12 protein-coding genes and 2 tRNA genes are annotated in these 14,478 nt (G+C 43.2%); 8 read left to right on the top strand and 6 right to left on the bottom strand.

What is annotated here, in order from left to right:
* Positions 1-36 precede the first annotated feature (36 nt).
* The 8 genes from ACZ42L_RS03995 to ACZ42L_RS03960 all read left to right on the top strand — a co-directional run bounded on the left by ACZ42L_RS03995 (position 37) and on the right by ACZ42L_RS03960 (position 5,035).
* Positions 37-1,551 carry a carbon starvation CstA family protein gene (locus ACZ42L_RS03995; RefSeq protein ID WP_464706715.1) on the top strand — a complete coding sequence of 505 codons (1,515 nt, stop codon included), beginning with the start codon at positions 37-39 and terminating at the stop codon, positions 1,549-1,551.
* A gap of 13 nt (positions 1,552-1,564) precedes the next feature.
* Positions 1,565-2,050, top strand: a complete 486-nt coding sequence (locus ACZ42L_RS03990) for a hypothetical protein (protein ID WP_464703584.1) — start codon at positions 1,565-1,567, stop codon at positions 2,048-2,050.
* A complete protein-coding gene (gene recR / locus ACZ42L_RS03985) occupies positions 2,050-2,661 on the top strand; it encodes a recombination mediator RecR (RefSeq protein WP_464703583.1) in 612 nt (203 codons plus the stop codon). Before ACZ42L_RS03990 ends, recR begins: the two co-directional genes overlap by 1 nt.
* Before the next feature lie 8 nt (positions 2,662-2,669).
* Positions 2,670-3,101 (top strand): hypothetical protein, encoded by a 432-nt coding sequence (locus tag ACZ42L_RS03980; RefSeq protein ID WP_464716692.1) that lies wholly within the window; start codon positions 2,670-2,672, stop codon positions 3,099-3,101.
* Positions 3,098-4,291: a glycosyltransferase family 2 protein gene (locus ACZ42L_RS03975; protein WP_464716691.1), complete on the top strand. Its 1,194-nt coding sequence runs from the start codon at positions 3,098-3,100 to the stop codon at positions 4,289-4,291. The genes ACZ42L_RS03980 and ACZ42L_RS03975 overlap by 4 nt, the downstream gene beginning before the upstream one ends.
* A complete protein-coding gene (locus ACZ42L_RS03970) occupies positions 4,284-4,787 on the top strand; it encodes a GNAT family N-acetyltransferase (protein WP_464700823.1) in 504 nt (167 codons plus the stop codon). Before ACZ42L_RS03975 ends, ACZ42L_RS03970 begins: the two co-directional genes overlap by 8 nt.
* Before the next feature lie 75 nt (positions 4,788-4,862).
* Positions 4,863-4,936, top strand: a tRNA-Asp gene (locus tag ACZ42L_RS03965).
* A 25-nt stretch (positions 4,937-4,961) separates the two neighbouring features.
* Positions 4,962-5,035 (top strand) — tRNA-Asp (locus tag ACZ42L_RS03960).
* 46 nt (positions 5,036-5,081) lie between these two features.
* Here ACZ42L_RS03960 and ACZ42L_RS03955 read toward each other — a convergent pair.
* The 6 genes from ACZ42L_RS03955 to lon all read right to left on the bottom strand — a co-directional run bounded on the left by ACZ42L_RS03955 (position 5,082) and on the right by lon (position 14,420).
* Positions 5,082-5,900, bottom strand: coding sequence for a FimB/Mfa2 family fimbrial subunit (locus ACZ42L_RS03955; RefSeq protein ID WP_464716690.1), 819 nt, complete (start codon positions 5,898-5,900; stop codon positions 5,082-5,084).
* A gap of 231 nt (positions 5,901-6,131) precedes the next feature.
* A complete protein-coding gene (locus ACZ42L_RS03950; protein ID WP_464716689.1) occupies positions 6,132-7,466 on the bottom strand; it encodes an NADP-specific glutamate dehydrogenase in 1,335 nt (444 codons plus the stop codon).
* Between the two features lie 471 nt (positions 7,467-7,937).
* Positions 7,938-9,527 carry a DEAD/DEAH box helicase gene (locus tag ACZ42L_RS03945; protein ID WP_464703576.1) on the bottom strand — a complete coding sequence of 530 codons (1,590 nt, stop codon included), beginning with the start codon at positions 9,525-9,527 and terminating at the stop codon, positions 7,938-7,940.
* 8 nt (positions 9,528-9,535) lie between these two features.
* The gene (locus ACZ42L_RS03940) at positions 9,536-10,807 is read right to left on the bottom strand and encodes an LptF/LptG family permease (protein WP_464703575.1); all 1,272 of its coding nucleotides are present in this window, start codon (positions 10,805-10,807) and stop codon (positions 9,536-9,538) included.
* 12 nt (positions 10,808-10,819) lie between these two features.
* Positions 10,820-11,947 carry a tRNA guanosine(34) transglycosylase Tgt gene (gene tgt / locus ACZ42L_RS03935; RefSeq protein ID WP_464716688.1) on the bottom strand — a complete coding sequence of 376 codons (1,128 nt, stop codon included), beginning with the start codon at positions 11,945-11,947 and terminating at the stop codon, positions 10,820-10,822.
* A gap of 1 nt (position 11,948) precedes the next feature.
* Positions 11,949-14,420, bottom strand: coding sequence for an endopeptidase La (gene lon / locus ACZ42L_RS03930; RefSeq protein WP_464716687.1), 2,472 nt, complete (start codon positions 14,418-14,420; stop codon positions 11,949-11,951).
* Positions 14,421-14,478 lie beyond the last annotated feature (58 nt).

The following is a 14,478-nucleotide window of genomic DNA, read 5'->3' as shown; positions in this document are numbered from 1 at the left end:
TGTTTACTTTTGCAATTGTCTTAAATTCATATTACAATGATATCATTTACACTTAGTCTATTGGCTTTGATAGTGGGCTATCTCATTTACGGACGTTTTGTAGAGCATGTTTTTGAGCCTGATAATCGGCCGACTCCTGCTATAGCAAAAGCCGATGGAGTGGACTACGTGGTATTGCCTGGATGGAAGGTATTCATGATTCAGTTTCTGAATATCGCCGGAACAGGTCCTATTTTCGGGGCGATTATGGGTGCATGGTATGGCCCGTATGCTTATCTATGGATTGTGTTAGGCTGTATTTTTGCCGGAGCCATGCATGATTATTTTTGTGGTATGTTGTCGGTTCGGCATGATGGGGCTGGCCTACCTGATTTGGTGGGAAGATACTTGGGACTTAGGACGAAGAAGGTGATGTTGGTGTTCTCGGTGTTGTTACTGATGATGGTGGGCGTAGTGTTTGTGTATAGTCCTGCTATCGTGTTGTCTAACATTGCGGGAAGCAAGCTGATTTGGATATTGCTTATCTTTATTTATTATATCATAGCAACGCTCTTGCCTATTGACAAGATTATAGGCAAGATATATCCACTCTTTGCCTTCTCACTCCTTTTTATGGCTGTAGCACTTTTGGTGGGATTGTTCTTGAAGATGCCTACGCTGCCGGAATGGTGGAGTAATCTGCCTGAGAGCAATCTGAATGTAGTTCCGGCATGGTTGGGCGTGTCTCAATTTGCAGATGCCAACCCCATATTCCCTTGTTTGTTCATAACGATAGCATGTGGAGCTATCAGTGGATTCCATGCAACGCAGAGTCCGTTGATGGCCCGATGTATGAAGAATGAGAAGCAAGGTCGCCCTATCTTCTATGGTGCTATGATTACTGAAGGCATCGTTGCTTTGATTTGGGCTACGGTTTCTATTTATTTCTTCTACTATGGTGGGTGGAAAGAAGTAGTCTCTCCAGAGGTTGCCAACCGGTTTATTGCTCAGTTTGAGGGTGGTAAGACACTTGTTCAGTATTTCGATGCACCTGCTGTTGTCAAGTATATCTGTGAGGGATGGCTAGGATTGGCTGGTGGTATCTTGGCGTTATTAGGTGTGGTGGCTGCTCCCATTACAAGCGGTGATACGGCTTTTAGAAGTGCCCGACTGATTATCGCAGAGTCGTTGGGACTGGAGCAAAAGACCATGTACAAGCGTCTGTGTATCGCTGTACCTATGTTTGTGGCAGCTCTCGGATTATTGCTTTGGCAGATGGAGAATCCTAATGGATTTAATGTCATCTGGCAATATTTTGGTTGGGCCAATCAGACTTTGGCCGTATTCACACTCTGGACGACGACCGTGTATCTGGTTCAGCGTAAGAAACCCTTTGTCATCAGTCTTGTACCGGCCGTCTTTATGACGGTTGTATGCTCGACGTTCTTATTGGTTTCGAAACAGGCTTTTGGTTTCAGCGAGTCAGTATCTTATGCAGGCAGTATTATAGTATTGGTGGCTTCGCTGGTTTGGTTCTTCGTTTGGTACAGGAAACAATATAGTATTAATTAATAACAAGTATATAATGAGAAGAAAATTAGTTTTAATGATTGCCGCTTTGTTGATGACTGTAGCGGCAAATGCTCAATTTGAAGCAGACAAAGCCTATATAGGCGGTTCGTTGACAGGCTTGAATATGAGTTATAATGGGTCGAATCACTTTAATTTCGGTGTTCAAGCTCAAGCTGGTTACATGGTTGTCGACGATTTGATGGCCTATGGAACGCTTGGCTACTCGCATGTAGGCAATGACGGTATAGGAGATAGCTATACCTTAGGTGTGGGAGGCCGTTACTACATAGAGCAGAATGGCATCTTCTTGGGAGTGAATTGCAAATACAAACATGCACCTCATTATAATGATTTAATGCCGGGTGTTGAGGTCGGATATGCCTTCTTTTTGAGTCATACCGTGACGATTGAACCAGCTATTTATTACGATCAGTCTTTCAAGAAGCACAGTGATTATTCTACGATAGGGTTGAAAATCGGTATAGGAGTATATCTGTAATGTACGAATCATACCCATCTTCGCTGCTGGAAAAAGCAGTAGATGAGTTCTCAAAGTTACCAGGCATAGGGCGCAGGACGGCTCTACGCCTGGTCTTGTATCAGCTCAGGCAGTCTTCACAGTCGGTGGATAGCTTTGTTCAAGCGATTCATCGGTTGCGTCATGAGGTGAAGTATTGCACTGTTTGTCATAATATCAGCGATACGGATGTCTGTTCAATATGTGGAGACCCTAAGCGAGACACCTCTACTGTTTGTGTCGTAGAGAATGTGCAAGATGTCTTGGCTATAGAGAATACGCAGCAATATCGGGGCTTGTATCATGTCTTGGGGGGAGTCATATCGCCTATGGACGGTATCGGCCCGAATGATTTAGAGATAGATTCATTAGTGGATAGGGTACAGCTGGGAGATATAGAAGAGGTAATATTGGCATTGGGATCGACTATGGAAGGCGATACGACCAACTTTTATATATCGAAAAAGCTTGCTCCTTTCACCATCAATATCTCTGTGATAGCACGTGGCATTTCGGTAGGGAATGAATTGGAGTATACTGATGAAGTGACATTGGGGCGCTCAATAGTGAATCGTATACCTTTTAAAAGCTAACATGTTGCATGAAGAAGACCTGTACTTTATTATTAGGAATATTTTGGGGAAGCGTTGTCTTGTCCTTGTTGATAGCCGTTTTGTTTGAAAGTAACTTGCTATTGCCGGGAGATTGGACATCGAACCCAAATGCTGAATTCCTTTGTGCAGTTGTAATGGAATTGCTGACAATCTGTGTGATTCCGCTCGCATTGAGATTGTTTCATTTTTCAAGAGTGAAGAAACAAATAGCTTCTCTTCATCCAGAGGCATCGGGTGCATATAGATGTTTGGCCATATTTCGCATGCTTTTGCTGATGATACCTTTAATTGCTAACATATTTTTGTATTATATGTTTATGAATGTGGCCTTCGGATATATGGGAATCATTCTTTTGTTGAGTGCATTATTTATTTATCCATCCATGTCTCGTTGTCTCTCTGAAATCCAAGAAAATTGAAATTATCAGTCATTATTGTCAGCTATCAGGTCAAGTACTATCTTGCGCAGTGCCTTCTTTCATTGGCAAAAGCTTTGCAAGGGATAGAAGCTGAGGTCTTTGTTGTAGATAATCATTCCACTGATGGTACTGTCGCGTTTGTGAAACGGTGTTTTCCGTGGGTGAAAATCATCCAAAACAGTGAAAATTTAGGATTCTCCAGAGCTAATAATCTTGCATTTAGACAGACTGCTGGAGAGTATGTCTTGTTACTCAATCCAGACACTATCCTAGGAGAAGAAGTGCTTTGTGACGCCCTGAAGAAGATGGACGAAGACACGAAGATAGGTGGTGTTGGTGTCAAGATGATAACGGAGAATGGGCAGAAGGCGCCGGAGTCACGACGTGGAGTTCCTACGCCGATGACTGCATTCTACAAGATAGTAGGTCTATGTAAGCGTTTTCCGACTCATCGCAGGTTTGGACATTATTACATGGGGTATCTTCCTTGGGATGAGGTTTGTGAAATTGAAATTATAAGTGGGGCTTTCTTTCTGATTCGGAAGAGTTCCGTGAAGACCAAGGAATTGTTGGATGAAGACTTTTTTATGTATGGTGAAGATATTGATTTATCCTATCGCCTGTTACTGGATGGTTGGAAAAACTATTATTTGCCATTGTCAATTTTGCATTATAAGGGAGAGAGTACGAGTAAAACCTCATTCCGCTATGTACACGTCTTCTATAAGGCAATGCTCATATTCTTTAGAAAGCACAATCGAAATCTTAGTTTTCTCGTCTTCTGGGCAATCCAACTGGCTATCGGTTTGAAGGCAGGACAAGCCTTGATAGGATTGTTGATGGAGCAAATAAGGATGAGATTGGGACTTTCGCCGGATGTTTCTACTCCTGTATTATATTGCTATTTGGGAGCAGGGGAGCATGTCTTGCCTTTCGAGAAGTTTGCCAATGAGCATGGCCTGAACTATCGTTCGACGGTTGTAACGGAAACATGTTGTAAGGATATAGATATGTTGCACCTTGATACATTTGACGGTGATGTCTATGCAGTCTTTGATACCAATTCATTCAGATATAAAACAATTATCCATCTACTTTCCATGAATCCCAAGAAAAATGTGCATTTGGGACTTTTTTATCCACAAGCTCATTGCTTAATTACAGCGAGGGAGGTGCTGGCAGATGAGTAAAGTCACTTTAAGAGCTTTAGAGCCGGAAGATTTGGACATGCTCTATAAGATAGAAAACGATAAATCCGTATGGGAAGTTGGTGCAACCAACGTACCCTATTCCAAGTATCTGTTGCATGATTATATTGCAAATTCTACCTGCGATATTTATGCTGATAAGCAAGTGCGCTTGATGATACTTGATGAAAAAGGCGATGGGATAGGGATTGTAGACGTTGTCAACTTCAATCCTCGGCATCTTCGCGCAGAGATTGGAATTGTTATTATGAAGCCATATCGTCGGAGAGGGTATGCGCATGCAGCCCTTACGCAAGTAATGGGGTATTGTAAGAAGACACTGAACATACATCAACTATACGCTGTCGTGGATCAGCGGAATACAGATTCTGTCAGTCTGCTGGAGAAGTGTGGTTTCCATATTTCATCAGAGCTTCAAGATTGGCTCTTCGAAGAGGGTAGTGCATATTCTGCATGGTTACTGCAAAGTTTTCTATAAAAAAGTTGTTTGATTTTTGGTGGAATAAAATTTAATCGCTACCTTTGCACTCGCAATTGACAAGATGGTCTATAAGGTGCGTTAGTTCAGTTGGTTAGAATGCCTGCCTGTCACGCAGGAGGTCACGAGTTCGAGTCTCGTACGCACCGCACTACATCTTGAAAAAAGCACATTGGTGCGTTAGTTCAGTTGGTTAGAATGCCTGCCTGTCACGCAGGAGGTCACGAGTTCGAGTCTCGTACGCACCGCTCCAACAAAAATATTATTCATTGTGACTTTCATGGTTCTATTTGTTTAGAAAGTCACATCATAATAGTCAGGATTCCATTTATCATCTATTGAAAGATTAATTCCTGTAGGTGCGTCTGCATGAATGCCGTTGAAGAATTGTCCGGTGTATTGCGTAACCTTGTTCTTTGTTACAGGTACGAGAGGGAATTCTATTCCTTCGACACTATTTTCTGACGCATCTATGGCATCAACCTTCATTTTTAATTCTTTGCCATCTGCATGTGGGAAGGTATAAACATCGAAGATGTAATATCCATCAGCCGATTTGGTTGGAATATCTCTATACTCTCTCTGTTTGGAATTGACGTTGCCGAAGCCATTTATGCAGTTCAGTGTATTACTTCCTCCTGTATAATAGAATTCAAATTGTTTGACGTTCTGGGGAATTTGAACATCGCTGATGCGCAATCTGAACATTGCTACTGCTCTTTTCAGTTCTGCATTATAATTAGTAGGCTGTTCACCAATATTGATGCTGGCTGTATAATAGAATGTATCTGTGACTTTATTCTTGTAGAAAGTAACTTTTGTTGGGCTAGACAGGGTAGCCTTTCCTTCCCCGTTATGCGCAACTATTACTACCGTGTACTTTCCTTTAGGAACTTTGACTTTCAGAGTGCCGAAGTCTGCATCGCTCGAAACTTGATCCAGAGAGGTAATTTTATTCTCTTTATCAAATATAGCAAGACTGATTCTAGAACACACCTTCGATACATCTGCAACTGCTCGTGCAGCAATATTTGAAGTTTCAAAAGGTATTTGTTCCAATTTGTTGACCGTGAATGTGATGTTGATTCCGTCTCCACCTTCATATTTCTCCATATCTACGTGTTCGCATGCACAGAGACAAAACAAAAGCTCCAATACAAAAATGTAAATTAGTGTGTTTGCCTTCATATAATGGTATTATATTGTGTTTTATTTATTCGAATACAAATATATTATTTATTCGAATATGTTCAAAGTATTTCGTATAAATAATTTTATAAAATAAATGGGAAACTAGCATACAGCCAGCTTCCCATTTGTCTTTTGACTTTGATGTAGTATCTATTATACGATTCCCTGAGCCATCATAGCCTTTGCCACTTTAAGGAATCCTGCAACGTTTGCACCCTTTACATAATTGATGTAACCGTCGGCCTCTGTGCCGTATTTCACACAGTTCTCATGGATGTCTTTCATGATGTTGAAGAGCTTTGCATCCACTTCTTCGCGTGTCCAATGGATTCTCTCAGAGTTCTGAGACATTTCAAGCCCCGATACAGCAACACCACCTGCATTCGAAGCTTTACCTGGACAGTAGAGCAACTTGGCATCTTGGAACACCTGGATGGCTTCCGGTGTACTAGGCATATTAGCTCCTTCGCTGACAGCTATCACGCCGTTGGCAACCAACGTTTTTGCAGCTTCCTCGTTGATTTCATTCTGTGTGGCACATGGAGTAGCGATATCGGCTTTCTCTGCCCAAGGTTTTGCACCTGCAACATATTTACAGCCATAGGTCTCAGCATATTCTTTGATGCGTCCACGCTCAATGTTTTTCAGTTCCATGACGTAGGCTAACTTTTCTGTCGTGATTCCGTCTGGGTCGTAGATATAACCATCAGAGTCGGAGAGGGTTACGGGCTTAGCACCTAATTGTATCAATTTCTCGACAGTATATTGAGCCACGTTTCCTGAACCGGAAACCAAGACGGTCTTGCCCTTTAAGTTTTCGTTGCGTGTAGCCAGCATGCTCTGTAGGAAATACACATTACCATATCCGGTTGCTTCGGGGCGAATCAGCGAACCGCCGAATTCCAATCCTTTACCGGTCAGGATACCTTGGAACTGATGAGTGAGTTTCTTGTACATGCCAAACATATAGCCCACTTCACGACCACCGACTCCAATGTCGCCTGCGGGTACATCTTCGTCGGGCCCGATATGGCGATATAGTTCGCTCATGAAAGCCTGGCAGAAGCGCATCACCTCGGCATTAGACTTGCCACGTGGTGAGAAATCAGAGCCACCTTTAGCTCCACCCATCGGCAGGGTAGTCAATGAGTTTTTAAATGTTTGCTCGAAAGCAAGGAATTTAAGAATTGAAAGGTTCACAGATTTGTGAAAACGAATGCCGCCTTTGTATGGGCCAATCACGTTGTTGTGCTGAATACGATATCCCATATTGGTTTGTACGTTACCTTTGTCGTCTACCCATGTGACGCGAAATTGTACCAAACGGTCGGGGATACAAAGACGCTCAATGAGATTTGCCTTCTCGTATTCAGGATGCTTGTTATATTCTTCTTCGATACTTGTCAGCACCTCGTGTACAGCCTGAATGTACTCCGGTTCATTAGGAAATCTCCTTTTTAGAGTCTCTAATACTTCTGTTGCTTTCATCTTCTTGTCTTTTATTTAGTTGTAAAACAGATTCTGTGTGATGATAGAGTTTGATTTGTTCTCTATATAGTCTCTCTTCATATTTATGTTGCAAAGATATATTATTCTTATCGAATTGAAAACAAAAAGAAAGATTAATTTGGGAAAAAGTAGAAAAAAGATAGTTTTTGGCTTTAAATGATACACCTAGCAGTATATATACCTTATTCATATATACATAAATAATAGTTCTAATAGCTGATTATCCCTTAGTTTGTAGCTCTGATACTTAGCATTACATCTTGATTCCTGTATATACGAATTGTACTGTTAAACTCGTCAGAATACTGCTAAGGCTTGGCACAACGACTGCCGAAGCTTGTCAGTGATACTGCCAAGGCCAAACAGCAATGCTGCCGAGGCTTTGCAGTAAACCAAGATAAAAAAAAGGCAGAAAACGATGAAATCGGATTCTGCCTATATAAAGTGTTATTATTTCTTGATACCTAAAATGCGCTTGAAGAATTTCTTCAGTCCACCTTCCTGTTTTACAGGTTGCTGCACAATGGTCTGTTCCTTCTGTGGGCGCTGATGCCTCTTCTGCCGATGGTTTTTCCTGTGTTCCCTGGTATCTGTGGGGGCATCAGTCCTTTGTGGCTGATTATTCCTGTCTTTTTTAGGGCGACGCTCCTTATTTGGGGACTCAGCATTGTTATGGCTTTGGCCTTGTGCTGATTGAGCACTACGATTGGCATTGTCCCGACGATTACGATTCTTTTGGGGACGATTCGCTCTCTTTTCCGCTTGCTCGTCAGCAGTGTTGTTGTCGCTGGTTTTGTGACTTGGCTTCCGCTTATGGGCAGTAACCTCGCGGTCTTTCCGACGACGTGTCTTAGCCTTGTCACCTCCGTGCTTAGGACGATTTTCTGTTTTGTACTCTGGGCCGTTGCCTAATTCTTTGGGCAACTCATTCTTGACAATTTCTTTTTCTAAGAATTTCTCAATCTGCTGGAAATAGAAAATATCCATGTCATTGACCAGCGTAATGGCTTGTCCATCCCTGTCGGCACGTGCCGTACGTCCGATTCTATGTACATAGTCTTCTGCATCGTGCGGTACATCATAGTTGATGACCATGGCGATATCATCAATGTCGATGCCGCGTGAAACGATGTCAGTGGCAACGAGAACGTCAAGTTGTCCGCTTTTGAATTTAAACATGATGTCATCGCGTTCTGCTTGGTCTAGGTCGGAGTGCATCTCGCCGGAATTGATATGCTTATCTTGCAATGCACCATTGACTTGCTTCACCTTCATCTTACTGCCACAGAAGATGATGACACGTTTCAGGTCGCCGCTGTTAAATATGCTCTTGATGATGCTCAGCTTCTGCGTCTCGTGACAGATATAAGCACTTTGCCTGATTTTTTCGGCAGGTTTGCTGACAGCCAACTTGATTTCTATAGGATTCTTCAACAGTGTTTTGGCCAGTTCCTCAATCTTGGCAGGCATCGTAGCCGAAAACATAATCGTCTGGCAAGTCTTGGGTAATCCCTTGGCTATAGTCATAATATCTTCAGAGAATCCCATGTCGAGCATTCTGTCGGCTTCGTCGAGAACGAAGAATGAGACTTTGCTCAGGTCCACGTTGCCTAGACTGATGTGAGAGATGAGTCGTCCCGGAGTGGCAATGACAACGTCTGCACCCAGTCGGAGGCTCTTAAGTTCCTGATCGTATCGGTTGCCATCGTTGCCGCCGTAGACAGCTACGCTGCTCACACTCTGCAAGTAATAGCCGAAACCTTGCATGGCCTGGTCTATCTGTTGGGCCAGTTCGCGAGTCGGACTCATGATAATACAGTTGATAGCGTCGCCAGGATAGCCTCCATCGTCAAGTTTGCTGAGGATTGGCAATAGGTAGGCAGCCGTTTTACCAGTTCCAGTTTGTGCTACACCTAGCACGTCATTGCCTTTCAAAATTTCCGGTATACACTTTTCTTGTACGGGTGTACACGTGTCGAAACGCATGTCGTATAAGGCGTCTAACACGTTTTCATTTAATTTTAATTCGTCGAAATTCATATTCTAATTTAATTCGGTGCATGTCGATAGCAGAAGTATGCTACGACAGCAAATATAACGTTGGGTATCCATGCTGCAATGATAGGTGGCGTGTTGGCCTGAATAGCAAATGTCGCAGAGACAGTTTGCAGCATGATATAAATAAAACTGAGTGCCAGTCCAATTCCTAGATACATACCCATACCGCCCTTGCGCTTCTTGGAAGAGAGTGACAGGCCGATGATGGTGAGGATGAAGGAGGCAAAACTGGAGGCAATACGCTTATGATATTCTACCTGATATTGGACAACATTGCCCGACCCTCGATTGATTTGCTTGGAGATGTAGCTTCTTAATTCCGGGCTGGTGAATGTCTCTTGCTGGCCTTTTGAGTAGACCAGGTCGGTAGGTTCCATTTGTATGAGTGTATCTATCTCCGTGCCACTTGTGATGTGTTCGCGTAATCCTTTGAGCTGTCTGATTTTCCAATTGGATGCTGTCCAATGATATTTGGACTCCGAGATGGTATCATATTGGATTTCCACGGCTGTCATGTGGCTGACAAGTTTCTTGTTTTCAAATTTGTCAAGAGAGAAACCGTAGCCGCGTTTGGCATTGTTGTCGTAATGTTGGATATAGGCTATCGTACCTTTATCTACTTGGAGCTGTACATTGTCTGCGGCAGTATTCTTCTTCTTGTTTTTGTACATCGACTCGAAATTTTGTCGGATAACAGTACCGTGGGGAATGACATACGCCGTGAGATAGAAGGAGAGAGCCGAAATGAGTATGCAGGAAATCATGTAGGGGCGCATGAGTCGCTTGAAAGAGACGCCTGCGGCCAGCATCGAGATAATTTCGGAGTTTCCGGCCAGCTTGGATGTAAAGAAGATAACGGCAATGAAAACGAACAGCGGGCTGAACAAATTGGCGAAGTAGGGTACAAAGTTCAGATAGTAATCGAAGACGATAGCACGTAGTGGGGCATGGTATTCTGCAAATTTAGCCAAGTTCTCATTGACGTCGAAAACGATAGAGATGGATATAATCAGCAGGATAGAATATATATAAGTACCTATAAACTTCTTGATGATATACCAATCCAGGCGCTTGATATACTTGAAAACATTCAGGACGCTCAACCATTTCAACTTGTGGGCAAGCCATTTGAGAGCTTGGCGCTGCCGTGACGTGTGGGTATAGCACCATGCAAACATCCGATGAAGCCATGCCGGATGCTTGCTGAGCCATCGCATGATGCGATAACGTCTGTGATGTTTTCGGAGTTTATAATATTCCATAGATACTCTGACTTATATGCGTCGCCCCAGTTGGTCGATGATAGAGTTTTTCCAGGCTACGAAATCGCCTTGCTCGATATGGGATCTGGCATCGGTTACCAGTCGAAGATAGAATGCCAGATTATGAATACTGGCAATCTGCATGGCGAGCAGTTCCTGGGCCTTGAATAAATGGTGCAGGTAGGCCTTGGTATATATCCTGTCTACCTCGCATCCGCCAGCATCAATGGGAGAGAAATCCATCTCCCATTTCTTGTTACGGATATTGATTGTTCCTTCGTAGGTGAACAACATGGCATTGCGACCATTGCGTGTAGGCATGACACAGTCAAACATGTCTACTCCGCGCTCGATGGCTTCGAGAATGTTTTGAGGAGTCCCGACTCCCATCAGGTAGCGTGGCTTATCTTTCGGAAGTATCTCGTTGACTACTTCTATCATCTCATACATGATTTCAGTAGGCTCTCCGACTGCCAGTCCGCCGATAGCATTACCGTCAGCTCCTTTGTCAGCTACATATTTGGCAGCTTCGCTTCGCAAGTCTTTGAAGGTGCATCCTTGAACGATGGGGAATAGTGTCTGCTCGTAACCGTATATCGGTTGGGTCTCGTTGAAGCGTTTGATACAGCGGTCAAGCCATCGTTGTGTCAGTTCAAGGCTCTTCTTTGCGTAGGCGTAGTCGCTTTTACCCGGAGGGCATTCGTCGAAAGCCATCATGATATCTGCCCCTATGATGCGTTCGGTATCCATTACGCTCTCCGGAGTGAATATGTGTTTTGAACCATCAATATGCGAACGAAACTCACAGCCTTCTTCTGTAATCTTGCGTATTCCTGTCAATGAAAATACTTGAAATCCACCTGAGTCTGTAAGGATAGGACGCTGCCATCCGTTAAATCCATGCAATCCACCGGCCGCTTTTAATATTTCTAATCCCGGCCGGAGGTAGAGATGGTACGTATTGCCTAATATAATCTGTGCTTGGACTTGTTCTATCAGCTCGGAGAAATGGACTCCTTTGACAGAACCGCAAGTTCCCACAGGCATGAAAATTGGGGTATTTATCTGTCCATGAGCGGTTGTGATGAGTCCGGTTCTGGCATTGCTGGCATTGTCGGTATGTTGTAGTTCAAACTTCATCTTACTTGTCTGTCGTTATTTCTTGGTCTTTGACAGTCAGGTCTATTGGATTTTTAACCATCTCGTCTGTCAATGCAAGGTTCCACACATCTTGTACATTTTCTACATAATGGAATTCTACTCCTGTTCTATACTTCTCTGGTATTTCCTCAATGTCTTTTTGATTGTCTTTACACATGACAATGTCTGTGATACCGGCACGCTTGGCTGCAAGTATTTTTTCCTTGATACCACCCACAGGAAGAACTTTCCCACGGAGGGTAATCTCGCCGGTCATGGCCGTATTTTTTCTGACCTTGCGCTGTGTAATTGCCGAAGCAATAGATGTTGCAATAGTAATTCCTGCCGAAGGACCGTCTTTAGGAGTAGCTCCTTCCGGTACATGAATATGGATGTTCCATTGGTCGAAGATTCTGTAATCTACCTTTAATTGATCCACATGAGCCTTTACATACTCCAGAGCAATGACTGCACTCTCTTTCATGACATCGCCTAGGTTTCCCGTCAGTGTGAGCTTTCCAGCTTTCCCTTTGCTTAATGAAGTCTCAATGAAGAGAATTTCTCCTCCGACACTGGTCCATGCCAGTCCTGTAACAACCCCGGCATAGTCATTGCCTTGGTATATATCGCGGTAGAATGGTGGATTCCCTAATAAGTTTTTTGCAATAGTCGGAGTGATACGTGGATACAGAATACTGCCATGAACAGCCTTTTCATAAGCTAATTTTCTTAATGCTTTGTTGATTTGCTTTTCTAGTTGGCGTACTCCGCTTTCACGTGTATACTGCTCAATAATGGTTTCCAAAGCAGGCTGGTTAAACTTGATTGCAGAATGATTGTTCACTAAACCAGTATTCTCCAGTTCCTTCGGAATAAGGTGTCTTTTGGCTATTTCAATCTTTTCTTCAGTGATATAACCACTCACCTCTATGATTTCCATACGATCAAGCAGCGGTCGTGGAATTGTATTCAAGTCGTTGGCTGTAGCTACGAACAACACTTTTGACAAATCATAATCAATATCTAGGTAGTTGTCGTGGAAGGCATTGTTCTGCTCTGGGTCTAAGACTTCAAGCAAAGCAGATGACGGATCGCCGTTAATTGTGTTCTGTGTAACCTTGTCAATCTCGTCAAGAATGAAGACGGGGTTGCTGGATCCAGCCTTTTGGATGCTCTTGATGATACGGCCAGGCATTGCACCAACGTAGGTACGGCGGTGTCCTCTGATTTCACTCTCATCGTGCAAACCACCCAATGAAATCCTTACATATTTGCGGTTGAGGGCAGAGGCAATACTTTTACCAAGACTAGTCTTGCCTACTCCAGGAGGTCCGTAGAGGCAGATGATAGGAGATTTCAGGTCGCCACGCAGCTGTAAAACAGATATGTATTCGAGGATGCGTTCCTTGACTTTTTCCATTCCGTAATGGTCGTGGTTCAGAATACGCTCTGCACGCGACAGTCTCAAGTCATCTTCGGTATATTCCCCCCACGGCAGATTGACCATGTTCTGCAAATAGTTCAGCTGAACACTGTATTCAGGACTTTGAGGATTGTACATATCCAGCTTGTCCAATTCCTTATAGAATACTCCTGCAATCTCCTCAGACCATTTTTTTGCCTTGGCTTTCTCTTCAAGCTCATGCCTCTCAGGAGAGCCGTCTCCATTGCCTAATTCCTCTTTAATGTTCTTGATTTGTTGCTGCAAGAAGTATTCTTTTTGCTGTTCGTCAAGATCTTCACGGGTCTTACTGCGAATATTCTGTCTTAATTGAAGAAGTTGTATCTCGCGATTCAGCACCTTCAAGGCTACAAATATTCGGTCCATCAAGCTATTTGCCTCTAGCATCTTGATTTTATCGGAGATGGGAAAGGGCATGTTTGAGCAGATGAAATCGACTACAATGGCATCATTCTGAATGTTGCTGAGTGCATATTGTGTCTCGTCTGCAATGTCATCATTGAGTTGGATGTACTCTATAGTGCTTCTTTTCAGGTCTTCTACAGCAGCTTTAAACTCTTTGTTATTGTCTGAAGGGAATTCTTCTGGCATTGGAGTGGCAATGCCGGCATAGTAGGGTTTCTTTTTCGTGAGGGCTTGTAGCTGACAACGTCCAAAACCTTGTACAAGGGCCGTGAGATTATTGCCAGGACCTGGCATTTCCAATATGCGTATCAATTTAGCAAAGACACCATATTCGTACAAATCGTCTTTGGATGGTTCATCGATATCAGGGTCTTTCTGACTAAACACACCAAAGAATTGGTCTGGATTCTTCTTGAGCCTGTTAATGAGATGCAAGCTTGCCTCCCGACCAATTAAAATCGGAGTAACAACTCCAGGGAAGAGTATGAGATTGCGTGTGGCTAGGATTGGGATTGGTCCTGTGACATCGGCTTCGAATAGTTTGCTGATATCTCCATCATAGTCAGCTATCATCTGAATAGATGTATTCTGTTTCTTATTGTTCATTGTCTGTCTTTATAAAACCCTTATGGGCAATTTTCGGAGTGCAAAGTTACTAATTAAA

It is taken from the genome of Prevotella mikamonis (assembly GCF_055381405.1).
Note: the sequence above shows the minus strand (reverse complement) of the source record. Positions and strands in the feature narration are given on the sequence as shown.

Excerpts from the sequence above, each read along its gene's own strand:
- ACZ42L_RS03995 (WP_464706715.1), top strand. The coding sequence starts at position 37 with ATGATATCATTTACACTTAGTCTATTGGCTTTGATAGTGGGCTATCTC.
- ACZ42L_RS03990 (WP_464703584.1), top strand. The coding sequence starts at position 1,565 with ATGAGAAGAAAATTAGTTTTAATGATTGCCGCTTTGTTGATGACTGTA.
- recR (WP_464703583.1), top strand. The coding sequence starts at position 2,050 with ATGTACGAATCATACCCATCTTCGCTGCTGGAAAAAGCAGTAGATGAG.
- ACZ42L_RS03980 (WP_464716692.1), top strand. The coding sequence starts at position 2,670 with ATGAAGAAGACCTGTACTTTATTATTAGGAATATTTTGGGGAAGCGTT.
- ACZ42L_RS03970 (WP_464700823.1), top strand. The coding sequence starts at position 4,284 with ATGAGTAAAGTCACTTTAAGAGCTTTAGAGCCGGAAGATTTGGACATG.
- ACZ42L_RS03955 (WP_464716690.1), bottom strand. The coding sequence starts at position 5,900 with ATGGAGAAATATGAAGGTGGAGACGGAATCAACATCACATTCACGGTC.
- ACZ42L_RS03950 (WP_464716689.1), bottom strand. The coding sequence starts at position 7,466 with ATGAAAGCAACAGAAGTATTAGAGACTCTAAAAAGGAGATTTCCTAAT.
- ACZ42L_RS03945 (WP_464703576.1), bottom strand. The coding sequence starts at position 9,527 with ATGAATTTCGACGAATTAAAATTAAATGAAAACGTGTTAGACGCCTTA.
- ACZ42L_RS03940 (WP_464703575.1), bottom strand. The coding sequence starts at position 10,807 with ATGGAATATTATAAACTCCGAAAACATCACAGACGTTATCGCATCATG.
- tgt (WP_464716688.1), bottom strand. The coding sequence starts at position 11,947 with ATGAAGTTTGAACTACAACATACCGACAATGCCAGCAATGCCAGAACC.
- lon (WP_464716687.1), bottom strand. The coding sequence starts at position 14,420 with ATGAACAATAAGAAACAGAATACATCTATTCAGATGATAGCTGACTAT.